We start from the raw sequence: 24606 nt of genomic DNA on the forward strand, positions 1-24606 counted from the left end.
GAAATTTCTTGGCTTAGCCGGTGGCGTGCAGCGACTGCGCCAGACGCTCCTGGATGAAGTCGAGGAAGCACTGGATGCGCAGCGCCAGCTGCGAGTTGCGGTAGTACACCGCGTGGATCGGCTGGCGGCGCTCGCTGGTCATCTCCGGCAGCACGCGCACCAGCCGCCCGGCGCGGATGTCGTCACAGGTCATGAAGCTGGCGAGGCAGGCGATGCCCTGGGCGCCGATGGCCAACTGGCGCAAGGTCTCGCCGCTGGAGGCGGACAGCGACGGGTCGACCGTGAGGGTGTCGCCCCCTGCGTGGCGGATCGGCCAGACGTTCAGTGCCTCGGGCTGGGTAAAGCCCAGCAGCGAGTGGCCGAGCAGCTCTTCCAGGTTGGTCGGGGTACCGTGGCGCTCAAGGTATTGGGGAGCAGCGAGCAGGTTCAGGCGGCTGCTGCCCAGCGGACGGGCGTGCAGGCTGGAGTCGGCGAGATGGCCGATGCGGATGGCGATGTCGGTGCTCTGTTCCAGCAGGTCGATGTTGAGGTCGTTGGTGTTGAGCTGCAGCTCGATGTCCGGGTAGCGCTCGCGGAAGGCGCCGATATGCGGCACTACCGCGTGGAGCATGAAGGGCGACGCCGCGTTGATCCGCAGGCGCCCGGCCGGGGATTGCTGGCGCAGGGCCAGGCGTTCTTCCAGGGCGTCCATCTGTTCAAGGATGTGGCGGGCGTTCTCGAGAAAGAATTCGCCTTCCTCGGTCAGCTTCATGCGCCGCGTGGTGCGGTTGAGCAGGGTGGTGCCGAGCTTTTCCTCCAGCTTCGACAGCGCCCGGCTCACCGCCGAGGGCGTCAGCCCCAGCTGTTCGGCGGCGGCGGTGATGGAGCCGCAGTCGATCACCGTGGCGAAGGTCTTGAGTTCGTCGGAGTGGGCTTTCATCGGCAGGCCTGTTCGGGAGCGGCGGGGGAATTGTAGAGCTTGGGGAAGTGATCGCAGGAGCGAGCTTGCTCGCTCCTGCGAAAAGCAACCGGTGCGGGGTATTTCAGTAGGTGCCCGGATAAGCGCCGCCATCGAGCAGCAGGTTCTGCCCGGTCAGGTAGCCGGCATGGGCGCTGCAGAGGAAGGCGCAGAAAGCACCGAACTCCTCGGCGCTGCCGAAGCGCCCCGCGGGGATTTCCTGTTTGCCCGCATCCACCAGTTCGCCTTCGTCGCGGCCACTGAGGGTCGCCGCGCGGTGGAAGCCGCTGCGCAGGCGGTCGGTGTCGAAGGAGCCGGGCAGCAGGCCGTTGATGGTCACGTTGTTGCCCGCTACCTGCGGCTGACGTGCAACGCCGGCGACGAAGCCGGTCAGGCCGCTGCGCGCACCGTTGGAGAGACCCAGGGTGGCGATCGGCGCTTTCACCGAACCGGAGGTGATGTTGACGATGCGTCCGAAGCCGCGCTCGGCCATGCCGTCGATGGTGGCCTTGATCAGCTCGATGGGCGTGAGCATGTTCAGCTCCAGGGCGCGCAGCCAGTCTTCGCGTTCCCAGTCGCGGAAATCCCCGGGCGGGGGACCGCCGGCGTTGTTGACCAGGATGTCCACCTGCGGGCAGGCGGCGACCAGTGCGGCGCGCACCTCCGGCTGACTGATGTCGCCGGCCACTTCGCGCACTTCCACGCCCAGCTGGCGCAGCTCGGCGGCAGTGGCGGCGAGGGTGTCGACGTCACGGGCGTTGATCGCCAGGTTCACGCCCTCGCGGGCCAGCGCCAGGGCGCAGCCCTTGCCGAGGCCCTTGCTGGCGGCGCAGACCACGGCCCAACGGCCCTTGATGCCCAGATCCATGATGTTCTCCTGTTCGTTCTGAGGGTTGTCCGGGGGGCGCTCTTGTAGCATGGGTGGAGCGCAGCGATACCCATGCGGCGGGTGCACGGCATCGATGGGTATCGCTGCGCTCCACGCCATCCCAAGACGTGTTCATCCTGCCAGATGGAGATTCGGCTTTACCCCGAAGCGGTCCGGTCAGGCGATGACCATCGGTGCCGGCAGGCGACTGATCGATTTACCGCTGCCTGCGCCGGACTTCAAGTGGCGAAGTGCTTCTGGCAGCTCGGCGAAGTCGAAGAACCGCTTCGCCGGCGCCTGCAACTGGCCGCTGGCGACGCTTTGCATCAAATGCTCTGCGCCGGCGCGCAGCTCTTGCCAGTCGAGGGTTTCGCCGTGGGCGTGGATGCTGTTGAGCGCCACTTCATGCAGCGAGATGGCGGTGCTGAAAGCCGGCAGCGGGGCGCCTTCCTGGCGGTCCTGGATGCACACCAGGTGGCCGTTGTAGCCCAGCAGCGGGGCAAGGCTGGCGGCGTGGTTACCGCTGATGGTGTCGAAGATCCCGTGCAGGCGACGCGGGCCGAGGGCTTCGAGCAGGTGCTGGGTCCACTGGCCGTCGCGGTAGTCGAAGACTCCGGCGACACCCAGTTGCAGCAGGTGCTCGCGGCGTTTCACCGAGGCCGTCACCCACACGCGCAGGCCGCGTTGCAGGGCGAGTTGCGCCAGCAGGTAGCCGACTGCACCACCGGCCCCGGTCACCAGCACGTCGCGGTTGTTGCAGGCCGGCAGCTTGTCCAGCGCCTGCCAGGCGGTGAGGCCGGGGCAGGGCAGGCTGGCGGCGGTGGCGTCGTCCAGCGAGTCCGGAACCGGGTAGACGGCGCGGGCGCGCAGCAGGGTGTATTCGGCAAAACTGCCGCCGCGGGTCAGCGCCTGGTGGTAGGCGACGCGGGTACCGGCGCGCAGGTTTACCTCGCTGCCCACTGCGATGACGATGCCAACACCATCCACGCCGGGCACCTGGCCTTGCTGCCAGTCGTCGCGGCCCCAGTCGATCATCTTCCAGTCCACCGGGTTCAGTGCGATGGCGGTGTTGGCCACCAGCACTTCGTCCGGACCCGGCGTGGGCACCGGCAGGCGGGCGAGGCTCAGCCCGTCGAGGCTGGCGCCGGGCGTCCAGGTCCAGGCGGCGTAGTCGTTTGCACGGGTATGGTCGGGGGCGCTCATGAGTACTCCTTGGAAACGGGACAGCCGCCCCGAAGGGCGGCTGTCAGGCAGCGATGAATCAATCCCAGGCCGGTGCCAGGCTTTCCGGGCTGGTGATGCGCTCGTTGCGCTCCAGCGCGGCGATAGCGGCCATGTCGGCGTCGGTCAGGCGCAGGTCGACGGCGCGCAGGTTGCCTTCGAGGTTCTCGCGTTTGGTGGACGAGGGGATTACCGAGTAGCCCAGCTGCATGGCCCAGGCCAGGGTGACCTGTGCCGGGGTGACGCCGTGGCGCTGGGCGATCTCGATGATTACCTCGTCGCTGAGCACCTTGCCGTAGCCCAGGGTCATGTAGGAGGTGATGTGGATGCCCTGGCTTTTGGCGAAATCGACGACCTTGCGATTCTGCAGGTACGGGTGCAGTTCCACCTGGTTGGTGGCGATCTGGCCGGCGCCCACGGCGGCGACGGCTTCCTGCATCAGCGCGATGGTGAAGTTGGAGACGCCGATCTCGCCGGTCAGGCCCTGGGCCTTGGCTTCGGCCAGGGCGCCCATGAATTCGCCGACCGGGACTTCGCCCTTGGGCGAGGGCCAGTGGATCAGGGTCAGTTCGACGCGGTCGGTGCGCAGCTTGTGCAGGCTGTCCTTGAGGCTGGGGATCAGCTTGTCGGCAGCATAGTTCTCGGTCCAGATCTTGGTGGTCAGGTACAGCTCGTCACGCTTGACCCTGGCGCCGGCAATGGCCTCGCCGACGTCGGCTTCGTTGCCGTAGATCTGCGCGGTGTCGATGGCGCGGTAGCCCAGGTCCAGCGCGGTGCGGATGGAGTCGATGACGGTCTGGCCCTTGAGGCGGAAGGTGCCGAGGCCGAATGCGGGAACGCTCATGGGAAGTCTCCTTGGTCGATCAGTGAGTGGGAACCGCGCCAGCGGCGGCCGGTTCCATGGAATTTCTGCGGTCCAGACGGCCACTCAGGGCGGTCAGGCCGAAGGCGGCGAGGGTGACGACGGCGGCGATCCAGGGCGTGTGGCCCAGCCCCAGGTGGCTGACGACCAGACCGCCCGCCCAGGAACCGCCAGCTACGCCGAGGTTGAACGCGGCGATGTTGAAGCCGGCGGCCACGTCCACGGCATCCGGCGCCACGCGCTCGGCCTGTTGCACGACATACACCTGCAGGCCGGGCACGTTGCCGAAGGCCACTGCGCCCCAGGCTAGCACGGTCAGCACCACCAACCACGGGTTGCCGGCGGTGAAGGTCAGCACCAGTAGTACCGAAGCGAGCAGGCCGAAGATGATCTTCAGGGCGCTGACCGGGCCGCGCTTGTCGGCCAGGCGGCCGCCCCAGATATTGCCGATGGCCACCGAGACACCGTAGGCCAGGAGCACGGCGCCGACCATGTTCGGGCTGAAACCGGCCAGGTCCTGGAGGATCGGCGCGAGGAAGGTGAAGGCGATCAGCGAGCCGCCGTAGCCCACTGCAGTCATCGCATAGACCAGCAGCAGACGCGGTTGCAGCAGCACGCGGGCCTGGCGCAGCAGTGGTGCCGGCGGGGTATGCTGGATGCTCTTCGGCACGAACAGCAGGCTGCCCAGCAGGGCGACCACGCCGAAGGCGGCGACTACCAGGAAGGTCACGCGCCAGCCCAGGTGCTGGCCGATGAAGGTGCCCAGCGGGATACCGGTGACGAAGGCGACGGTCATGCCGCTGAACATGGTGGCGATGGCGCTGGCGGCCTTGTCCTTGCTCACCAGGTTGGTGGCGATGATCGATCCGACCGAGAAGAACACACCGTGGGCCAGGCCGGTAAGGATCCGCGCGATGATCAGCGATTCGTAGCTGGGTGCCTGCCAGGCCACCAGGTTGCCGAGGGTGAACAGTGCCATCAGGCCGACCAGCAAGGCCTTGCGCGGGATGCGCCCGGTCATGGCGGTGAGCAGCGGTGCACCAATGGCGACGCTCAGGGCGTAGAGGCTGACCAGCAGGCCGGCGGAGGGCAGGGTGACGCCCAGGTCGGTGGCGATGGTCGGGATCAGGCCGACGATGACGAACTCCGTCGTGCCGATGGCGAAGGCGCTGAGCGTCAGCGCCAGGAGTGCGAGGGGCATGGTGTGGGGCTCCGGACGAATGGGATGCGATGGGAGGCATTGTCCGGAAGTCAGTCATTGAGAAAAACGTGGTAAACAGCAAAGGATAGTTGAGTTGGAGTCACGAATACTCGGGTGTCTACGCTGATGTATTCATGAGGGGCAGCGATGAAGGGCATCCCCGAGGAGGATTCAGCCATGCATTACACCGGCACCTGCCACTGCGGCGCGGTGGCTTTCGCCTTCGACTCGGAGCTCGATGAGCTGGTGCGCTGCGACTGTTCGCTGTGCGGCAAGCGCAACGCCCTGATGGCGACCGTGCCGAAGGACAGCTTCCGCCTGACCCGCGGTGATCAGGCCTTGCACCTGTACCGCTGGAACAGCGGCGTCGCGCTGCATTACTTCTGCGGAACTTGCGGCATCTACGTCTACCACCAGCGCCGCAGTAATCCGGCGCTGCTCAGTGTGAATGCCTGCTGCATCGACGGCTTCGACCCGGAGTCGCTGCCGTTGCGGCGGGTAGACGGCAAGAGCATGACTACCGTGACCGGTTAGAGCCTGCAGCGGGCTTTGCCCGCAAGCAGATTCCCCGCTTGCACCGGTACTGCGGCGAAGCACCAACGCAGGATGGCGTGGAGCGCAGCGATACCCATCGATGTCCCTGCATCTGCAGCAGGGCCGGAGGGCATATAACGCGTCAGCGTTATCCGCCTTGAGGCAATCGGCGGATAACCCGTTCCGGGCTATGGGCCTACGTTCCGTGCGAGGCGGATGCCCACAAAAAAGCCCCGCACAAGGCGGGGCTTCTTCTTTATCTATTGCGTGATCAGTTGGCAGCGGCAGCGGCGGCCATCTCCGACACGCTCTCGCCACGGTGCTGGCTGAACTGCGGGGCCAGGGAGCCGGCGATCATGCCCAGGGCGCTGCAGATCAGGCCCACCAGCTGCGGCGGCCAGAAGTCGCCTTCCTGGTGGCCCAGTTCCAGCGATACCCAGCCGATCAGGCCACAGGCGATGGCGGTCAGGGCGCCCTGGGTGGTGGCGCGCTTCCAGAACAGGCCGAAGAACAGCGGCACCACGGCGGCGACCAGGGTCACCTTGTAGGCGTTGCCGACCATCTCGTAGATGCTGGCGTTGGACAGCAGGGCGAACAGGCAGGTGGCGACGGTCATCGCCAGTACGCTGCAACGCATGGCCAGCAGGGCCTGGCGGTCATTCATGTTGGGCAGGAAGTGCTTGACGATGTTCTCGGTCAGGGTCACCGACGGGGCCAGCAGGGCGCCCGAGGCGGAGGACATGATGGCCGAGAGCAGGGCGCCGAAGAACATGATCTGGGCGAACAGCGGGGTACGCTCCAGGATCAGGCGCGGCAGGATCTGCTGGGAGTCTTCGGTCAGCCAGTGCTTGACCATCTCCGGCTCGATCATCTGCGCGGCGTAGATCAGGAAAATCGGCAGCATGCAGAAGACCAGGTAGCAGCAGGCACCGGTCATGGTGGCGCGCTTGGCGATCGTCTCGGTCTTGGCCGACATCACGCGGGCATACACGTCCTGCTGCGGAATGGAGCCGAACATCATGGTCACCGCGGCGCCGAGGAAGGCGACGATGTCCTTGGCCGAGGTGCCGTGCAGGAAGGTGAACTTGCCTTCGCTGGCGGCGTGGCTGATCACGTTGACCGGGCCGCCGGCCATGTCGCCGATCAGCCAGACCAGGTAGAACAGACCGCAGACGATGATGATCATCTGCAGGAAGTCGGTCAGCGCCACCGACCACATGCCACCGAACAGGGTGTGCAGCAGGACGATGATGGTGCCGATGATCATGCCCTGGGTGGTGGTGATGCCGCCGTCGGAGAGCACGCTGAAGACCACGCCCAGCGCGGTGATCTGCGCGGCGACCCAGCCCATGTAGGAAATGATGATCACCAGGCTGGTGAAGATTTCCACGTGCTGGCCGAAGCGCTTGCGGAAGAAGTCACCGATGGTGAGCAGGTTCAGGCGGTACAGCGGGCGGGCGAAGACGACGCCGACCAGCATCAGGCAGCCGAAGGAGCCGAAGGGGTCTTCGATGATCCCGGCGAAGCCTTCTTCGAGGAAGGTGGCGGGAATGCCCAGCACGGCTTCGGAGCCGAACCAGGTGGCGAACACCATGGTCACGACGAGGGGGAAGGACATGCTCCGGCCAGCGGCGGCATAGTCCGAGGAGTTGTGCACGCGGGTGGTGGCGTAGAAACCGACAGCTACGGTGATCACCAGATACACCGCTACAAACCAGATCAGCATTTGTTCGTTCCGTTGGCTCGCCGGGAACCGTACTGCCGAGACGAAGCTCGGGCAGGTGGGCCACGACTGACAAAGTTGTTTTTGTTGGGTTGCGCGGCCGAGGTCATCCGGTGCACCAGGCAGTGGGAGCCGGAAAAACGTAACCAGTTGCGACAACGGGCCGCAGTCTGCCAAATCCGTCAAATATGTCAAACACTTGAATTGCTCATGAGCGAAAAAAATTACATCTCAAGACGAATGGCGCAGTTAAAGGATTGATTTGATTGGTTGCTAACGATCCTGACTGACCAGTTAGTCGTTTATTTTTTACAGACCATGTTCGATAAGCAGAACATTCGCCAGGCCGCTAGGCTCTTGGCACAGCACGTTTTCGAAGGACCTTCATGTTCGAGCATCTCGACCTCGCTCAACTGCTTTCCAGCTACGGCTATCCGGTGCTTTTCCTCGGTTGCCTGCTGGAGGGCGAATCCATGCTGCTGTTGGCGGGCATCGCGGCGCACCAGGGGCTGCTCGGCTTCACTCCGGTAGTGGTCTGGGCGACGCTGGCTGGCACCCTGGGCGATCAGTTGCTGTTCTGGGGCGGCCGCCGGGCGGGCGACCGTGCCGTGCCCTGGCTGCAACGGCATGGGCTGGCCATCGAACGGGCCACCGGGTTGATCGAGCGTTATCCGCACCTGTCGATCTTCGCGGTGCGCTTTCTCTACGGCATGCGCCTTGCCGGGCCGTTGCTGATTGGCGCCAGCCGGGTAGGGCCACTGCGTTTCCTGCTGATCAACCTGCTCGGCGCCTTCTGCTGGGCGCTGCTGTTCGCCAGCGTCGGGTACTGGGCCGGCGAGTTGCTGGAACAGTGGCTGGGCAACCTGCGGCCGTACCGTCTGCCGGTGTTCGTCGCGGTGCTGCTGGTGTTCGGCGGCCTGGCGTTGTGGCGCTACGGGCGGCATCGGCACAAGCGCAAGCAGGGCACATCCGCGAACTGATCGCCAAGTCCTTGATACAGAGCGGTTTGGATTCGCGCGCAGCGCGATTAGAATCGCCGCTCTTTCGTTCAAGGACGCTGTCATGAGCCTTTACCAGCCCGGCATTCTCGCCACCCCGGTTCCCGCCCACGCCCGCCATCTGTTCTTCGATCTGAAGTCGCTGCAGGACCTGCCCGCCGCGCTGGATCGCCTGATGCAGTTCGCCGATGGCGAACGCGCGGTGGTCGGTTTCGGCGAGTCGCTGGTGCGTGCGCTGGGCCGCCGCATCGACGGGCTTCGCGAGTTCCCGGCGATCTCGGGCGTGGGCGTCGACAACCCGTCCACCCCGCATGCCCTGTGGGTCTGGCTGCGTGGCGAGGAGCGTGGCGAGCTGCTCCTGCGCACCCAGGAAGCCCAGGCCCTGCTGGCTCCGGCGCTGGAGCTGGGTAGCCTGACCGAGGCTTTCCGCCATGGCAGCGGCCACGACCTGACCGGCTACGAAGATGGCACTGAAAACCCGCAGGACGACGACGCCATCGCCGCCGCCATCATTGAGGGCGACGCCGGCCTGTCTGGTGGCAGCTTCGCCGCGATCCAGCAATGGCGCCACCAACTGCAGGACTTCGCTGCGCTGCCGCAGCACGAGCGCGACGACATCATGGGGCGTCGCCTGAGCGACAACGAGGAGCTGGACGACGCGCCGGAATCCGCCCACGTCAAGCGCACCGCCCAAGAGAGCTTCGAGCCGGAAGCCTTCATCGTGCGCCGCTCCATGCCCTGGACCCACGGCCAGGACGCCGGGCTGATGTTCCTCGCCTTCGGCTGCACCCTGGATGCCTTCGAAGTGCAGCTGCGCCGCATGAGCGGGCTGGAAGACGGCATCACCGACGCGCTGTACCGCTTCAGCCGGCCGCTGACGGGCGGTTACTACTGGTGCCCGCCGCGCAAGGATGGGCTGCTGGACCTGAGCGCGTTGCTGGGCTGATTCTGCCGCCGCGCAGCCGAAGCCCCTCCGTAGTGCGGGGCTTTTTTTGTGGCCGCTGCGCGGCCATATCGCGGGAATGGCCCGCTCCTACAGGGGGCCGCGTGCTGTTGTAGAAGCGGGGCACGCCCGCGAAGCCGGTGTGGCACAAACCCGCCGGCGACCTCAATGGCACCCCGATCTTCCGCCGAATTGGCTGTTGGCCCTACTGGCCGCCGGGCGTAGCGTGGACTCACCTTCCCACTGCCGAGAACGCCGCCATGCCTGCCACTACTTCCCTGAAATGCCTCCTCGCCGGCTTCGGCCTGGCCCTGAGCCTGCCGCTCTTCGCCCACGACGCCACCCAGGAAAAGATTGAGGTCCAGCAGGAGCACAAGCTCCCCGACGCGGCGGGCAAGAAGGGGCTGATGATCACGGTCTCCTATGCCCCCGGTCAGTCTTCCGGGGCCCACGTGCACAGCGGCTCGGTGTTCGCCTACGTGCTCGAAGGCGCGGTGATCTCCCAGCTGGAGGGGCAGAAACCGGTGACCTACCAGGCTGGCCAGTCCTGGTACGAGGCGCCGAACACGCCGCACCTGGTCTCGCGCAACGCCAGCAACGAGAAGCCGGCCAAGCTGCTGGTGTGGATGCTGCTGGACGAGAAGGCCCCGGTGCTGACACCGCTGAAGCAGTGAGCGCAAAACGCAGAACCCCGCCGATTGGCGGGGTTCTTCGTCACTGCCTCGACCCGTAGGGCGCATAACGCGCCAGCGTTATCCGCCGCACAAGACCTGGCGGATATCCTGTTCCAGGTTATGCGCCCTACGCAGTTTGAGAGTCAGGTCGCAGCGCCGGGCACCTTGCGCGGGGCCATGAAGAACATCCAGGCCAGGGCCAGGAAGTACATGGTCGGGATGATGGTGAAGAGGATCGCGTAGTTGTTGTGGGTCGCGGTGAGGATGTAGCCGACGATCTGGGTCATGAACATGCCGCCAATCGCCGCGAACATGCCGCCAAAGCCGAATACCGTGCTCATCAGGTGCTTGGGCGTGTAGTCCATCACCAGGCTCCAGATGTTCGCCGTCCAGGCCTGGTGCGCCCCCACGCCCAGGGCGATGGCGGCCACCGCGACCCACAGGCCGCTGGCCTTGGCAGCGAAGATCACGCCGATGATGGCGCAGGCGCAGATGAACATCGACAGCAGACGTGCATGGATGGAGTTCATACCGCGGCCGATCAGCCAGGACGAGAGGATGCCGCCGCCGATGCTGCCGAAGTCCGCGGTCAGCCAGATCAGCATCAGCGGGATGCCCATCTGGGTGACGCTGATGCCCAGGCCGTACTGCTGGTTGAGGAACGGCGGCAGCCAGTAGAGGTAGAACCAGAACACCGGCGCGGTCAGCGAGTAGGCCAGGGCAAAGGCCCAGGTGCCACGCATGCGCAGGATGGCGGAGAAGGGCACGCGCTCGGCTGGCGGCTCGTCGGCTTCCTGGATGTAGTCCAGCTCGCTCTGCTTCACCGTCGGGTGTTCTTCGGGGTTGAAGTACTTCAGGCTCCACAGCACCACCCAGACGAAGCCCAGTGCGCTCATGCACAGGAACGCCGCCTGCCAGCCCCAGGCCGCGAGGATCAGTGGCAGCAGGGCGGGGGTGACCATGGCGCCTACGTTGGTGCCGGCGTTGAAGATGCCGGTGGCCATGGCCCGCTCGCCGGCGGGGAACCACAGGCGCGTGGTCTTCACGCAGGCCGGGTAATTGGCCGCCTCGGTCAGGCCGAGGATGAAGCGGCAGACCATGAAGCCGGCCGCCGAACTGGCCAGGCCGTGGGCGCCGGTGGCGAAGCTCCACAGCAGCACGGCGAAGAAGAACGCGCGCTTCACGCCGATGCGGTCGATCAGCCGGCCCTGCAGCACGAAGCCGATGGCATAGCCGACCTGGAACCAGAAGTTGATGTTGGCGTAATCCATGGCCGTCCAGGCCATTTTCTCGGCGAGTACCGGCTGCATCACGCCCAGCGCGGCGCGGTCGATGTAGTTCAGGGTGGTGGCGAAGAACACCAGGGCGAGCATGCCCCAGCGCACCTTGCCGACGGCCATGGCGCCACGCACCTTGCCGAAGAAGGAGGAACCGTGCGGGGCGACCGCAGCGAGGGGAGCGGATTGCGTATGGATCATGATCGGGGCCATCCGTTATCGGGCTGACGCGCAGCCTCAGGAATTATTGTCGTGCCGCAGGCATTGCGCGTGGTCCGCCGCCGATCGGCGTGGACTGACACAAGGACGTGCGGTGGCTGGCGAAAATCAGTGCGCGCGACTGCGCCCGAACAAGCAGCACAGGCCTGGCATCAGGCGGGCCAGGACGGTTTTCCGGTGGGGGATGGAGGCGGCGAGGCGAGGGTTGGGGAGGTACATGAGCATTTACCCGTTCTTGAAATTGTTATGGATGACACGCAGGCCATCTCGCAGCGGCTTTTGGGGGACTTCTCCAGGCAAAGGCAGGTGGCTGGAGAACAGCCGGATTGCGTCGACGTGGCTAAATCTTGAGCAGCGGCTGGAACAGCGTCAATTCGATAAACGGCCTTTGGTTCGGTAATCGAACACAAAACTAACCAGTTAGTACACTTTAAATTGCCGGCAACCCGGACCGCCAGAATAATCAGACTCAGCCGGAGACCGATTCCAACAAGCCCCTCAGCACACCCGGCAGGAGTCAAAGAAATGCAACGTTCGATCGCCACCGTTTCCTTGAGCGGAACCCTGCCGGACAAACTCGAAGCCATCGCCGCCGCCGGTTTTGATGGCGTGGAGATCTTCGAGAATGATCTCCTGTATTACGGCGGTAGCCCGCGCGACGTGCGCCGGGTCTGCGCCGACCTGGGGCTGGCGATCACCCTGTTCCAGCCGTTCCGCGACTTCGAGGGCTGCCGCCGCGACCGCCTGCCGCGCAACCTCGACCGCCTGGAGCGCAAGTTCGACCTGATGCAGGAGCTGGGTACCGACCTGGTGCTGATGTGCAGCAACGTTGCCGCCGACTCCCTGGGCGAGCGCGAATTCCTCCTCGAAGACCTCGGCCTGGCCGCCGAGCGCGCCGGCGCCCGTGGCCTGCGCGTGGGCTACGAAGCCCTGGCCTGGGGCCGCCATGTGAACACCTGGCAGCAGGTCTGGGACCTGGTGCGCGAGGTCAATCACCCGGCGCTGGGCGTGATTCTCGACAGCTTCCACACCCTCTCGCTGAAGGGCGACCCGGCGGGCATCGCGCAGATTCCGGGGGAGAAGATCTTCTTCGTGCAGATGGCCGACGCGCCGGTCCTGGCCATGGACGTGCTGGAGTGGAGCCGGCATTTCCGCAACTTCCCCGGCCAGGGCGAGTTCGATCTGGCGGGTTTCCTCGCGCCGATACTGAAGAGCGGCTATCGAGGCCCGCTGTCACTGGAAATCTTCAACGACGGCTTCCGCGCCGCGCCGCCGCGCGCCAATGCCGCGGACGGACTGCGCTCGCTGCTGTACCTGGAAGAGAAGACCCGCGAACGCCTGATCGGCGAAGGCACGCCGCAGGAGCAGCTCGACTGCCTGTTCGCGCCGCCGCCGGCCAGCCAGCTGGAGGGTGTGGAGTTTCTCGAATTCGCCGTCGACGAGGCCCTCGGCGCGCGCCTGGGTAACTGGCTCGAGCGCCTGGGCTTCGCCCGTGCCGGTGAACACCGCTCCAAGGCGGTGAGCCTGCTGCGCCAGGGCGATATCAATATCGTGCTCAATGCCGAGCCCTATTCCTTCGGCCACAGCTTCTTCGAGGCCCACGGCCCGTCACTGTGTGCCACCGCCTTGCGCGTGCGTGACGCCGCCAGTGCACTGGAGCGTGCGCAGGACTACAAGGGCCAGCCGTATCGCGGGCTGGTCGGCCCCAACGAGCGGGAGATTCCCGCCGTGCGCGCACCGGACGGCAGCCTGATCTATCTGGTCGAAGAACGCGCCGCCGGACACACCATCTATGACATCGACTTCCACCTCGATCCTGGCGCCCAACCCAGCGGCCAGTTGCAGCGCATCGATCATATGGCCATGGCGTTGCCGGCGGACGGGCTGGACAGCTGGGTGCTTTTCTACAAGGGCCTGTTCGACTTCGAGGCCGACGACGAAGTGGTGCTGCCTGATCCCTACGGCCTGGTGAAAAGCCGCGCCCTGCGCAGCGCCAACGGCAGTGTGCGGTTGCCGCTGAACATCTCGGAGAACCGCAACACGGCGATCTCCCATGCGCTGTCCAGTTATCGCGGCTCCGGGGTCCATCACATCGCCTTCGCCTGCGAAGACATCTTCGCCGAGGTGGCGCGGGCGAAGGACGCCGGGGTACCGCTGCTGGAAATCCCGCTCAACTACTACGACGATCTTGCTGCGCGCTTCGACTTCGACGACGAGTTCCTCAGCGAGCTGGCCTACTTCAACGTCCTCTACGACCGCGACGCCAGCGGCGGCGAGCTGTTCCACGTGTACACCGAGCCCTTCGAGGAGCGCTTCTTCTTCGAGATCATCCAGCGTCGCGGCGGCTATGCCGGCTACGGCGCGGCCAACGTTGCCGTGCGCCTGGCGGCCATGGCCCAGGCGCGCAACGGCACCACGCGCCGCCCCAAGGTGTGAGCCGCCACGCTTTGCCTGAAGGGTGCGGGGGCGCGCATAATCCGCGCACCCCTTCACCACAGCAGGCGCCCCTGGCGCCTGCCTGACGATGCAGAGCCATGACCGACAGCGCCACCCAGCCGATTCCCGCCGAAACCGCCCGCCGGGGCCGCAAGAACAACCCGGAGAAGACCCGCGAGGACATCCTCCAGGCGGCCATCGTCGAGTTCGTCCAGCAGGGGCTCTCCGGCGCGCGGGTGGATGCCATCGCCGAACGCATGAACACCTCGAAGCGGATGATCTACTACTACTTCGGCAGCAAGGAGCAGCTCTACCAGGCGGTGCTGGAGAAGCTCTACGGTGACATCCGCGGCACCGAGCAGACACTGCACCTGGCCGAGCTGGAGCCACTGGAAGCCATGCGCCGGCTGGTGGACTTCACCTTCGACCACCATGACCGCAACGTGGATTTCGTGCGCATCGTCAGCATCGAGAACATCCACTATGGCCAGTTCGCCTCTGGCTCCGAGGCGATCCGCTCGATGAACAGCAACATCCTGCGCACCATCGAGGACATCCTCCAGCGCGGCGCTGCCAGTGGTGCGTTCCGCGCCGGCCTGCAGGCCATCGACGTGCACATGCTGATCAGTGGGTTCTGCTTCTATCGGGTGTCCAACCGCCACACGGTGGGGTCGCTGTTCCAGGTCGAGCTGGAAGACCCGGCTATCAAGGCGCGGCACAAGGACATGATCATCGAGGCGGTGTTGCGCTACGTGCAGCCCTGAGCAGCGCTGCCACGATTGCATCAGGCGCTGGCCTTGCCGCGCCTACAGGTCGGTTCCAGCTGACTTGGAATGGTGTGGAGCGATACCCATCGCGGGTAGCGCTCCATGGTCCGATTACATCGCGCTGAAATGCACCAGCATCCGCTCGCTGTCCGCTTCCAGGCCGCTGAACAGCTCGAAAGCCTTCACCGCCTGGAACACCGCCATGTTGCCGCCATCCAGCGTGCGGCAGCCAAGGCTGCGGGCATGCCGGAGCAGCTCGGTCTCCAGCGGGAAGTAGATGATCTCCGCCACCCACAGGCCCGAGTGCAGTAGCTCCAGCGGAAGCGGCGCGCCGGGCAGCTTGGCCATGCCCACCGGGGTGGTGTTGACCAGCCCGTCCGCCTCGGTGACTGCTCCAGCCAGGTCGAGTCCGACCCGCGCGCGCTGGCCGCCGAAATGGGCGTTGAGATTGTCCACCAGTGTCTGAGCGCGGGCCGAATCCACCTCGAAGATCGTCAGTTGCTGCACGCTTTCGCTGAGCAGTGCATGGGCCACTGCAGCGCCTGCGCCGCCGGCACCCAGCTGCACCACGCGTTCGCGCGGTGCGTCGCTGAGGTTGCGCCGGAAGCCTTCGGCAAAGCCCAGGCAATCGGTGTTGTGACCGATGCGCCTGCCATCGCGGAGCACCACGGTATTCACCGCGCCGATGCCGCGGGCTTCGTCGGATAGCTCGTGCAGCAGCGGAATCACTGCCTGCTTGCAGGGGAAGGTGATGTTCAGCCCGGTGTAGCTCATGCGCTCGGCGGCGGCGAGCAGGTCGGGCAGGGCGCCGGCATCGACGCCGAGGGAGTCCAGGTCGATCAGCCGGTAGAGGTAGCGCAGTCCCTGGGCGTCGCCCTCGCGCTCGTGCAGGGCCGGAGTGCGCGAGGCCTGGATGCCGGCGCCGATCAGGCCGGCCAGCACGGTGCGGTATTCGGTCATGGCGCTCACCCCTTGAGCCGCTTGGCGAAGTGCTGGATACCGGCGCGATAGCCGTCGCTGCCCAGCCCGGCGATAACGCCCAGGGCGATGGCGGAGACGAACGAGTGATGGCGGAACTCCTCGCGCTTGTGCACGTTGGACAGGTGCACTTCGATCACCGGCAGTTCCACGGCGGCGAGCGCATCGCGGATGGCTACCGAGGTGTGTGTCCAGGCGGCGGGGTTGATCAGGATTCCGGCGCAGCGGCCGCGCGCCTGGTGGATCCAGTCGATCAGCTGGCCTTCCTGGTTGGTCTGGCGGAATTCGATTTCCAGGCCGTGCTCGGCGCCGGTGCGCTGGCAGAGGGCAGCGATGTCGTCGAGAGTTTCGTGGCCGTAGGTCGCGGGCTCGCGGGTGCCGAGCAGGTTCAGGTTCGGCCCGTTGAGTACGAGCAGGGTGTGTGGCATGAAAGGTGGCTCCGTTGTTTTTGTATGGCCGTGAGGGGAAAGGCCTGTAGGAGCAAAATGTACCAAATGGTTAATTTGGTCAATGTCGCGAGGTTCTGTTCGTTATTGCCGTGAAATCGCAGGCTTAGACGGTAAAATAGACGCAAACGGCTGTGAACTGGTGCGTAGGTGCAGATCGGCCGGGTGGCGGTAATGCCACAATCCGTGCGGTGATCGGCCACGGTGCGTAGGAGCGGACTCTGTCCACGATTGGTCAGGTCCGGCAGAGAACCCCGACGGCGGACGTTGTCCGCCGTTCGCGGCCATGGCCAGCGCTGAACCCGTAGGCAAAAAAGACCCGCCAGCGGGCGGGTCAGGAGGGGGAAGCCTGGAGGCCAGGCCAGTTGGAGAGATCAGACTTCAGACGTGCAAGGCATGCCCCAGCGCGCGCAGCGCTGCTTCCTGCACCGCTTCGCCGAGGGTCGGGTGGGCGTGGATGGTGCCGGCGATGTCTTCCAGGCAGGCGGCCATTTCCAGCGACTGCACGAAGGCCGTGGACAGCTCCGAGACCGCCTTGCCCACGGCCTGCCAGCCGAGGATCAGGTGGTTGTCCTTGCGGGCCACCACGCGGACGAAGCCGTCGCTGGATTCCAGGGTCATGGCGCGGCCGTTGGCGGCGAACGGGAAGCTTGCGGTCAACATCTCATAGCCGGCGGCCTGAGCCTGTTCCGGCGACAGCCCGACCACCACCACTTCCGGATCGGTGAAGCACACCGCCGGGATCGCCGTGGGGGTGAAGGCGCGGCGCTTGCCGGCGATGATCTCGGCGACCATTTCGCCCTGGGCCATGGCGCGGTGCGCCAGCATGGGTTCGCCGGCGATGTCGCCGATGGCCCAGACATCGCGCATGGAGGTGCGGCACTGGTCGTCGATCTGCACGGCGCGGCCGTTCATGTCCAGGCGCAGGGTGTCGAGGTTCCAGCCGGCGGTGTTGGGGTGGCGGCCGACGGCGACCAGCACCTGGTCGGTCTCGATCACCCGCTGGGAACCGGCGCCGTCCTGCACGCGCAGGCCTTTGCCGTCCGGCTCCAGGCCCATCACGCTGTGGCCCAAGTACAGCTCGATGCCCAGCTTGCGCAGGGAATTGGCCACCGGTCGGGTCAGTTCCTCGTCATAGGTCGGCAGGATCCGCGGCTGCGCTTCCACCACCGTGACTTCCACGCCGAGCTTGCGATAAGCGATGCCCAGCTCCAGGCCGATATAGCCGCCGCCAACCACCGCCAGGCGCTTGGGCAGCGCCTTGGGTGCCAGCGCCTCGGTGGAGGAGATGACATTGCCGCCCACCGGCAGGAAGGGCAGTTCCACGGATTTCGAACCGGCTGCCAGCAGCAGGTGCTCGGTATGGATGTGCTGGGTGCCGCCTTCGGCAAGGTCGACCTCGACGGTCTTGCCGTCGACGATCTTCGCCCAGCCGTTGACCACGGTGACGCCATGCTTCTTCAGCAGTGCTGCAACACCGGTGGTCAGGCGGTCGACGATGCCGTCCTTCCATTCCACGGTGCGCTGGATGTCGATGCTCGGCGCCTGCACGCTGATGCCCAGCGGCGACTTGCCGGCGAACTCGCGGGCCTTGAGGTATTCCTCGGCAGCGTGGATCAGCGCCTTGGCCGGGATGCAGCCGATGTTCAGGCAGGTGCCGCCCAGGGCCGCGCCTTCCACCAGTACGGTGCGGATGCCCAGCTGGCCGGCACGGATCGCCGCGACGTAGCCGCCGGGGCCGCCACCGATCACCAGCAGGGTGGTTTCGAGAGTCTGGTTCTGTTTCATGTCAGCGGCTTCCGTCAATCGATGAACAGGGTGGCGGGGTGTTCGAGCAGGGCGCGCACGGCCTGGATGAAGGCTGCCGCGTCCATGCCGTCGACCACCCGGTGATCGAAGGACGAGGACAGGTTCATCATCTTGCGCACGACTACCTGGCCGCTGACCACCATGGGCCGCTCGACCATGCGGTTGACTCCGACGATGGCCACTTCCGGGTAGTTGATCACCGGCGTGCTGACGATGCCGCCCAGGGCGCCGAGGCTGCTCAGGGTGATGGTCGAGCCGGAGAGCTCCTCGCGGCTGGCCTTGCCATGGCGCGCGGCTTCGGCGAGGCGCGCCACTTCCGCCGCATTGCCCCACAGATCGCGGGATTCGGAGTTGCGCAGCACCGGCACCATCAGCCCGTTGTCGCTCTGGGTCGCGACGCCCAGATGCACCGCGCCGTAGCGGGTGATCACGTCGGCTTCGTCGTCATAGCGCGCGTTGAGCTGCGGGAAGTCGCGCAGGGCGACGACCATGGCGCGGGCAATGAACGGCAGCAGGGTCAGTTTGCCGCGTGCCGCCGCGTGCTTGGCATTGAGGTGCACGCGCAGCGCTTCGAGGTCAGTGACGTCGATTTCCTCGACATAGCTGAAGTGCGGGATGCGCCGCTTGGCCTCGGCCATCTTCTGCGCGATCTTGCGGCGCAGGCCGATCACCGGGATCTGGTGTTCGTCGTGGCGCGCGGCATAACCGGAGGCAATGGTCGCGCCGCCGTGTTCCAGGAAGTGCTCCAGATCTTCACGCAGGATGCGCCCGGCCGGGCCGCTGCCTTGGACGAACTGCAGCTCCACGCCCAGATCACGGGCACGCTGGCGCACCGCCGGTGAGGCCAGCGGCTTCTCCCCCGGCGCGCGGCGCGGCGCCGGCGACGGAGCAGGGCGCGCGGCCGGGGCGACCGGTTTGCTTTCGACGCGCAGTGCAGGCTTGGGGGCTTCGGCGACGGGGGCCGGCTTGGCTTCCGGCTTGGCCGGCTCTTCTTCGTGGGCCTTGGGTTGCGCGGCTTCACGGTGGTTGCCGTGGCCTTCCACTTCCAGGCGGATCAGCTCGCCGCCCACGGCCATCACCTGGCCGGGCACGCCGCCCAGGGCGATGATCTTTCCGGCCACCGGCGAGGGGATTTCCACGGTGGCCTTGTCGGTCATGACTTCCGCCAGCAGCTGGTCCTCATGGACCTCGTCGCCGACCTGGACATGCCACTCCACCAGCTCGACCTCGGCGATGCCTTCGCCGATGTCCGGCATCTTGATGACGTGAGTGCCCATTCAGACCTCCATGGCGCGCTTGAAGGCCGCGCCGACGCGCGCGGGCCCCGGAAAGTAGTCCCATTCCTGGGCGTGCGGGTAGGGAGTGTCCCAGCCGGTCACGCGCGCAATGGGGGCTTCGAGGTGGTGGAAGCAGTTTTCCTGGACCAGCGACATCAACTCGGCGCCGTAACCGCAGGTGCGGGTGGCCTCGTGGACGATGACGCAGCGGCCGGTCTTCTTCACCGACTCGACGATGGTGTCCAGGTCCAGCGGCCAGAGGCTGCGCAGGTCGATGATCTCGGCATCGATGCCGGTTTCCTCGGCGGCGGTCTGGGCCACGTAGACGGTGGTGCCATAGGTCAGCACGGTCAGTTCGGAGCCGGGGCGGGCGATGGCCGCCTTGTCCAGCGGCACGCTGTAGTAACCCTCCGGCACCTGGCTGGCCGGGTGCTTGGACCAGGGCGTCACCGGGCGGTCGTGGTGGCCGTCGAACGGGCCGTTATACAGGCGCTTGGGTTCGAGGAAGATCACCGGGTCGTCGTTCTCGATGCAGGCGATCAGCAGGCCCTTGGCGTCGTACGGGTTGGACGGCATGACGGTGCGCAGGCCGCAGACCTGGGTGAACATTGCCTCCGGGCTCTGGCTGTGGGTCTGCCCGCCGTAGATGCCGCCGCCGCAGGGCATGCGCACGACCATGGGTACGGTGAAGTCGTTGACCGAGCGGTAGCGGATGCGCGCGGCTTCCGAGACCAGCTGGTCGGTGGCCGGGTAGACATAGTCGGCGAACTGGATTTCCACCACCGGGCGCAGGCCGTAGGCGCCCATGCCGACGGCGGCGCCGATGATGCCGCTCTCGGAGATCGGCGCGTCGAACACCCGCGAGGTGCCGTACTTCTTCTGCAGGCCTTCGGTGCAGCGGAACACGCCGCCGAAGTAGCCGACGTCCTGGCCGAACACCACGACGTTGTCGTCGCGCTCGAGCATCACGTCCATGGCCGAGCGCAGCGCCTGGATCATGGTCATGCTGGTGACCGCCTGGGCGTTCTCGTGTTGCTGGTTCATGGCATTCATACCCCGAGCTCCTGGCGCTGCCGGCGCAGGTGTTCCGGCAGGTCCTTGTAGACGTCGTCGAACAGATTGGCGGCGCTGAACACATGGCCGTCCACCAGTGAGCCGTGGCGTTCGGCTTCCTTCTGCGCGGCGATCACTTCGGCTTCCAGTTCCTTCTTCAGCGCTTCCTGCTGCTCCTCGGACCAGATGCCGAGGCCGATCAGGTGCTGCTTGAGGCGGGCGATGGGATCGCCCAGCGGGAAGTTGGTCCAGTCGTCGGCGGGGCGGTACTTGGATGGATCGTCCGACGTGGAGTGCGGGCCTGCACGATAAGTGACCCACTCGATCAGGCTCGGGCCATGGCCACGGCGGGCGCGCTCGGCGGCCCATTGCGAGGCGGCATAGACGGCGAGAAAGTCGTTGCCGTCCACCCGCAGCGAGGCGATGCCGCAGCCCACGCCACGGTTGGCGAAGGTGGTGCCTTCACCGCCGGCGATGGCCTGGAAGGTGGAGATCGCCCACTGGTTGTTGACCACGTTGAGGATCACCGGCGCGCGGTAGACGTGGGCGAAGGTGAGGGCGGTGTGGAAGTCGGATTCGGCGGTGGCGCCGTCACCGATCCAGGCGGACGAGATCTTGGTGTCGCCCTTGATCGCCGAGGCCATGCCCCAGCCGACGGCCTGGATGAACTGGGTGGCGAGGTTGCCGGAGATGGAGAAGAAGCCCTTCTCGCGGCTGGAGTACATGATCGGCAGCTGGCGGCCCTTGAGCGGGTCCTGCTCGTTGGAGAGCAGCTGGCAGATCATGTCCTTGAGCGGGTAGTCGCGGGTGATCAGGATGCCTTGCTGACGGTAGGTCGGGAAGGTCATGTCACCGTCGCGCAGGGCCATGGTGTGCGCGGTGGCGATGGCCTCTTCACCCAGGCACTGCATGTAGAAGGACATCTTCTTCTGGCGCTGGGCAGTGAGCATGCGCGCGTCGAAGATGCGCGTCTTGAGCATCAGGCGCATGCCGCGCAGCAGTTGCTCGTGGCTCAGGTCCGGAGCCCAGGGGCCGACGGCGTTGCCGTCTTCGTCGAGCACTCGCACCAGGCTGAAGGCCAGGTCGGTGGTCTGCGCGGGTTCCACGTCGATGTCGGGTTTGCGTACCTCGCCGGCGGGCGACAGGTGCAGGTAGGAGAAGTCGGTCTTGCAGCCCGGACGCCCGGTGGGCTCGGGGACGTGCAGGCGGAGCGGAGCGTAGTCGGTCATGGTCGGTCTCCAGTTGTGATCGTGGGTGTGGATCAGCAGACGGAAGAGGCCATGCCTGGCGGGCGCACCCGGCCGGGTAGGGCTACGGTGCGGGTGCCGCGCGGGGTCGCGTGGCGGGGGGTGACATCACTCATGGTGAGGTCCTCGGTTGTTGTAGTTGTGGTTTCAGTATAGGTGTGACCGGTTGGTTTTTTGCTCCAAATTGACTAGCTATAAGCTTCGGGATTAGTGTGTTTGAACTATAAAAACAACCTTCCGTAGTACTGAGGAAAAATGGCTGATCTGGACCGTACCGACCTGAAAATCCTCCGCGCCCTGGCCGATGACGGCCGCCTGTCCTGGCGCGATCTGGCGCAGAACATCGGCCTGTCGCTGACCCCGACCCTGCGCCGGGTGCGCCGCCTGGAGGAGGAGCACTACATCCAGGGCTACTTCGCGCGCCTCGACGAAGAGCGCCTGTCCGGCGGCATGAGCGTGTTCGTCTCGGTGTCCCTGGAAAAACAGACCGGCGATTACCTCGCCCGGTTCGAAGAACGCATCGTCCAGGCGCCGCAGGTGATGAGCTGCTTCCAGATGACCGGCGACGCCGACTACATGCTGCGAGTGGTGGTGAAGGACCTGTCGGCTTACCAGCTGTTCCTCACCAACACGCTGACGCAGATTCCCGGCGTGGCGGGGATCAAGTCGGCGTTCGCGCTGAAGTCGGTGATGCTGCGCTCGGCGCCGCCGATCTGAGCCCGCGCAGGAGCTATCAGTGAGCGCATGGGTAGGATGGGTGGAGCGCAGCGATACCCATGCTGATCGTGCGTCGAATTGATGGGTATCGCTGCGCTCCACGCCATCCTACGACGAGGCACGCCGGACACTTTGGCGTGGAGGATCAACCCTCGCGGCGGAACTGCTCGCGATACTGCGTTGGCGTGACGCCCAGGCGCTGGGCGAACACCAGGCGCATGCGTGCCGCGCTGCCGAAGCCGCAGCGCCAGGCGATCACTTTCAGCGCCAGATCGCTGCCTTCCAGCAACCCGCGAGCGGCGTCGATGCGGGCGCGCTGGACGAACTCGGCCGGCGTCACGCCCGCCTCGCGGACGAACACGCGGGCGAAGCTGCGCGGGCTCATCGCCACTTCGGCGGCCAGTTGCGGCACACCCAGCGGCTGGTCGAGATTTTCCTGCACGTAGCGCTGGATGCGCGCCACCGGCGAGCCTTCATCGGCCGGGGCCTGCAGGAAGGGGCTGAATTGCGACTGCCCGCCCTGACGCTGCGCGACCACCAGCAGCCGTTTCGCCACCGCCAGCGCCACCGCCGCGCCATGGTCCTCGGCGACCAGAGCCAGCGCCAGGTCGATACCGGCAGTCACGCCGGCCGAAGTCACCAATGCACCATCGCGCACATGAATCCGGTCGGGCTCGACCTGCGCGAGCGGGAACAACTCCGCAAGCCGCCGCGCATCGCTCCAGTGGGTCGTCACGCGCTTGCCGTCGAGCAGCCCGGCATGGCCTAGCAGGAAGGCCCCGGTGCAGATCGAGCCATAACGCGGCGCCTGGGGACAGGCCGCGCGCAACCAGTCGAGCAAATCCGGCGCAGGCGACTCATCCGGCAAGGCCGGCCCGCCCGGCACCAGCAGGATGTCGGCGGCGCCGTGGCCCTGTTCGAGGCTGAAGTCGGCGCCGAGCCACTGGCCGTTGGAGGCGCGCAGCGGGAAGGACGGGGCGGCGAGGGTCACCACCTGATAGCCCTGGCCGGCGGGGACGAAGGCATTGGCTTCGGCGAACACGTCCAGCGGGCCGGAAACATCCAGCGCCTGCACGCCGGGGAACAGCAGCATGGCCACGCGCTTCATGGCGCCTCCCGATCCGATCGATGGCATTCATTCTTGCGGGAGAAAGTGCTGGCCGCAAACGCTTCGGGAGTTCGAATGCTGCCAGTCAGACAACAGTCGGCGTGATAATCACAAGTCGGGGTGGCTCGCAAACCGCCATTGTTACGCAATCTGCAGAAATTCATTGTCGAACTCGCGCTGTGTCCCGAGCGGCCGCTCGGCTAGATTTATGGCTGTGGGCCACGATCGACGCGACCCGCGTGATCCCTGAGGTTCCTGCCATGAAATCCACCCTTAGCGCACTCTTCGCCATCCCCGCCTTGCTGCTGTCCTTCAGTGCTTTCGCCGACGATGCTGCCGTGTACCACTACGGCATGCCGCTGGATGTGGCCAAGGTACTGAGCATCTCGCAACCCAACGAGCGCTGCGAAGTCAGCCAGGCCACCATGGTCTACCTGGACTCCAAGGGCGAGCAGCACACCGTCAAGTACCTGCGCCAGACCCCGATGTGCAGCAAGGTCTGACTCAGGCGCGGAACTGCTCCACCAATCCCTGCTGCCGGCTGGCCAGGTCGTTCAGTGAACGACTGGCGCTGGCGGCTTGCTGCGCGTGATCGGAAATGGTCTGAGTGACGTCGCGGATGCCGGCGATGTTGCGGTTGATCTCCTCGGCGACGCTGCTCTGTTCCTCCGCCGCGCTGGCGATCTGCAGATTCATTTCGCTGATCAGATTCACCGCCTCGCCGATCCGGCGCAGGGCGTCGATGGCCTGGCGCGCCTGATCGACGTTGCCCTGGGCCTGGGCAAAGCTGCCCTGCATCGCGCTGGTCACTGACTGGCCGCGCGCCTGCAGGTTTTCGATCACTTCGCGAATCTCCTCCACCGATTCCTGGGTGCGCCGGGCCAGCCCGCGTACTTCGTCCGCGACCACGGCAAAACCGCGCCCGGCGTCGCCCGCGCGCGCCGCTTCGATGGCGGCGTTGAGGGCGAGCAGGTTGGTCTGCGCGGCGATGCCGCAGATGACTTCGAGGATCGAGCCGATCTGCTCGTTGCTCGCCGCCAGCTGCTGCAACTCGGCCATCGCCTGGTTCATCCCGGCGGCCAGCAGGTCGATGCCACTGTTGGTGGCGTCCAGGGTGCGGAAGCCATCGTCGCAGGCCTGCTCCGCGGTGTGCGCGGCTTCGGCAGCGCGGGCGGCGCTGCGGGCGGAATCCTGGGCGGTGGCGGACATTTCCTGGAGCGCCGTGGCGACCATGTCGATCTCGCGGAACTGTTGCTGCATGCCGTCGCTGGTCTGCCGGGCGATCTGCGCCGAGCGGTCGGCGGTGGAGTG

Annotated in this window: 23 protein-coding genes; 8 read left to right on the top strand and 15 right to left on the bottom strand. The window is 66.1% G+C overall.

Annotated elements, in window-relative coordinates:
- Positions 1–13 precede the first annotated feature (13 nt).
- The 5 genes from IB256_RS08130 to IB256_RS08150 all read right to left on the bottom strand — a co-directional run bounded on the left by IB256_RS08130 (position 14) and on the right by IB256_RS08150 (position 5089).
- Positions 14–919, bottom strand: a complete 906-nt coding sequence (locus IB256_RS08130) for a LysR family transcriptional regulator (RefSeq protein WP_081520426.1) — start codon at positions 917–919, stop codon at positions 14–16.
- Between the two features lie 103 nt (positions 920–1022).
- The gene (locus tag IB256_RS08135; RefSeq protein ID WP_192402045.1) at positions 1023–1805 is read right to left on the bottom strand and encodes an SDR family oxidoreductase; all 783 of its coding nucleotides are present in this window, start codon (positions 1803–1805) and stop codon (positions 1023–1025) included.
- Positions 1806–1982: 177 nt separating this feature from the next.
- Positions 1983–3008, bottom strand: coding sequence for a zinc-binding dehydrogenase (locus IB256_RS08140; RefSeq protein WP_192402047.1), 1026 nt, complete (start codon positions 3006–3008; stop codon positions 1983–1985).
- Positions 3009–3066: 58 nt separating this feature from the next.
- Positions 3067–3870, bottom strand: coding sequence for a 2,5-didehydrogluconate reductase DkgB (dkgB, locus tag IB256_RS08145; protein WP_192295771.1), 804 nt, complete (start codon positions 3868–3870; stop codon positions 3067–3069).
- Positions 3871–3889: 19 nt separating this feature from the next.
- Positions 3890–5089 (bottom strand): MFS transporter, encoded by a 1200-nt coding sequence (locus IB256_RS08150; protein ID WP_081520422.1) that lies wholly within the window; start codon positions 5087–5089, stop codon positions 3890–3892.
- Positions 5090–5266: 177 nt separating this feature from the next.
- On the opposite strand from IB256_RS08150, the gene IB256_RS08155 reads away from it, so the two are divergent.
- Entirely contained in the window at positions 5267–5623 is a 357-nt protein-coding gene (locus tag IB256_RS08155; RefSeq protein ID WP_225601671.1) for a GFA family protein, read from the top strand.
- Positions 5624–5894: 271 nt separating this feature from the next.
- Here the strand turns inward: IB256_RS08155 and IB256_RS08160 are convergent, their stop codons facing one another.
- Entirely contained in the window at positions 5895–7349 is a 1455-nt protein-coding gene (locus tag IB256_RS08160) for a sodium:solute symporter family protein (protein ID WP_192295768.1), read from the bottom strand.
- A 383-nt stretch (positions 7350–7732) separates the two neighbouring features.
- Here IB256_RS08160 and IB256_RS08165 point away from each other — a divergent pair, with 383 nt between their 5' ends.
- The 3 genes from IB256_RS08165 (at position 7733) to IB256_RS08175 (ending at position 9961) form a co-directional block, all read left to right on the top strand.
- Positions 7733–8326 carry a DedA family protein gene (locus IB256_RS08165; RefSeq protein WP_192295767.1) on the top strand — a complete coding sequence of 198 codons (594 nt, stop codon included), beginning with the start codon at positions 7733–7735 and terminating at the stop codon, positions 8324–8326.
- An 82-nt stretch (positions 8327–8408) separates the two neighbouring features.
- Positions 8409–9290 (top strand): Dyp-type peroxidase, encoded by an 882-nt coding sequence (locus tag IB256_RS08170; protein ID WP_192402049.1) that lies wholly within the window; start codon positions 8409–8411, stop codon positions 9288–9290.
- 257 nt (positions 9291–9547) lie between these two features.
- A complete protein-coding gene (locus tag IB256_RS08175) occupies positions 9548–9961 on the top strand; it encodes a cupin domain-containing protein (RefSeq protein ID WP_192402051.1) in 414 nt (137 codons plus the stop codon).
- A 143-nt stretch (positions 9962–10104) separates the two neighbouring features.
- On the opposite strand, the gene IB256_RS08180 is transcribed toward IB256_RS08175, so the two are convergent.
- A complete protein-coding gene (locus tag IB256_RS08180; protein ID WP_151186998.1) occupies positions 10105–11439 on the bottom strand; it encodes an MFS transporter in 1335 nt (444 codons plus the stop codon).
- Positions 11440–11982: 543 nt separating this feature from the next.
- On the opposite strand from IB256_RS08180, the gene quiC reads away from it, so the two are divergent.
- A complete protein-coding gene (gene quiC, locus IB256_RS08185; RefSeq protein WP_192295764.1) occupies positions 11983–13893 on the top strand; it encodes a 3-dehydroshikimate dehydratase QuiC in 1911 nt (636 codons plus the stop codon).
- A 98-nt stretch (positions 13894–13991) separates the two neighbouring features.
- The gene (locus tag IB256_RS08190) at positions 13992–14657 is read left to right on the top strand and encodes a TetR/AcrR family transcriptional regulator (RefSeq protein ID WP_192295763.1); all 666 of its coding nucleotides are present in this window, start codon (positions 13992–13994) and stop codon (positions 14655–14657) included.
- A gap of 114 nt (positions 14658–14771) precedes the next feature.
- Here IB256_RS08190 and IB256_RS08195 read toward each other — a convergent pair whose 3' ends face one another.
- The 6 genes from IB256_RS08195 to IB256_RS08220 all read right to left on the bottom strand — a co-directional run bounded on the left by IB256_RS08195 (position 14772) and on the right by IB256_RS08220 (position 21452).
- The gene (locus IB256_RS08195; protein ID WP_192402053.1) at positions 14772–15620 is read right to left on the bottom strand and encodes a shikimate dehydrogenase; all 849 of its coding nucleotides are present in this window, start codon (positions 15618–15620) and stop codon (positions 14772–14774) included.
- Between the two features lie 5 nt (positions 15621–15625).
- Positions 15626–16066, bottom strand: coding sequence for a type II 3-dehydroquinate dehydratase (gene aroQ / locus IB256_RS08200; RefSeq protein WP_192295761.1), 441 nt, complete (start codon positions 16064–16066; stop codon positions 15626–15628).
- A 399-nt stretch (positions 16067–16465) separates the two neighbouring features.
- Positions 16466–17872, bottom strand: coding sequence for a dihydrolipoyl dehydrogenase (gene lpdA / locus IB256_RS08205; RefSeq protein WP_192402055.1), 1407 nt, complete (start codon positions 17870–17872; stop codon positions 16466–16468).
- Between the two features lie 14 nt (positions 17873–17886).
- Positions 17887–19170: a dihydrolipoamide acetyltransferase family protein gene (locus IB256_RS08210; protein ID WP_192295759.1), complete on the bottom strand. Its 1284-nt coding sequence runs from the start codon at positions 19168–19170 to the stop codon at positions 17887–17889.
- Entirely contained in the window at positions 19171–20223 is a 1053-nt protein-coding gene (locus IB256_RS08215; RefSeq protein ID WP_081519779.1) for an alpha-ketoacid dehydrogenase subunit beta, read from the bottom strand.
- Complete coding sequence (locus IB256_RS08220; RefSeq protein WP_151187004.1) at positions 20220–21452, bottom strand: 3-methyl-2-oxobutanoate dehydrogenase (2-methylpropanoyl-transferring) subunit alpha; 1233 nt, start codon at positions 21450–21452, stop codon at positions 20220–20222. The genes IB256_RS08215 and IB256_RS08220 overlap by 4 nt, the downstream gene beginning before the upstream one ends.
- A gap of 273 nt (positions 21453–21725) precedes the next feature.
- Between IB256_RS08220 and IB256_RS08225 the strand changes: the two genes are divergently transcribed.
- A complete protein-coding gene (locus IB256_RS08225) occupies positions 21726–22187 on the top strand; it encodes an Lrp/AsnC family transcriptional regulator (protein ID WP_024762520.1) in 462 nt (153 codons plus the stop codon).
- Between the two features lie 145 nt (positions 22188–22332).
- On the opposite strand, the gene IB256_RS08230 is transcribed toward IB256_RS08225, so the two are convergent.
- Positions 22333–23295, bottom strand: a complete 963-nt coding sequence (locus tag IB256_RS08230; RefSeq protein ID WP_192295758.1) for a GlxA family transcriptional regulator — start codon at positions 23293–23295, stop codon at positions 22333–22335.
- A 260-nt stretch (positions 23296–23555) separates the two neighbouring features.
- Here IB256_RS08230 and IB256_RS08235 point away from each other — a divergent pair, with 260 nt between their 5' ends.
- Positions 23556–23798: a DUF2790 domain-containing protein gene (locus IB256_RS08235; protein WP_081519782.1), complete on the top strand. Its 243-nt coding sequence runs from the start codon at positions 23556–23558 to the stop codon at positions 23796–23798.
- Position 23799: 1 nt separating this feature from the next.
- Here IB256_RS08235 and IB256_RS30945 read toward each other — a convergent pair whose 3' ends face one another.
- The gene (locus tag IB256_RS30945) at positions 23800–24555 is read right to left on the bottom strand and encodes a methyl-accepting chemotaxis protein (RefSeq protein WP_412547958.1); all 756 of its coding nucleotides are present in this window, start codon (positions 24553–24555) and stop codon (positions 23800–23802) included.
- Positions 24556–24606: the final 51 nt, after the last annotated feature.

This window comes from Pseudomonas sp. PDM17 (genome assembly GCF_014851985.1).
Taxonomy (GTDB): domain Bacteria; phylum Pseudomonadota; class Gammaproteobacteria; order Pseudomonadales; family Pseudomonadaceae; genus Pseudomonas.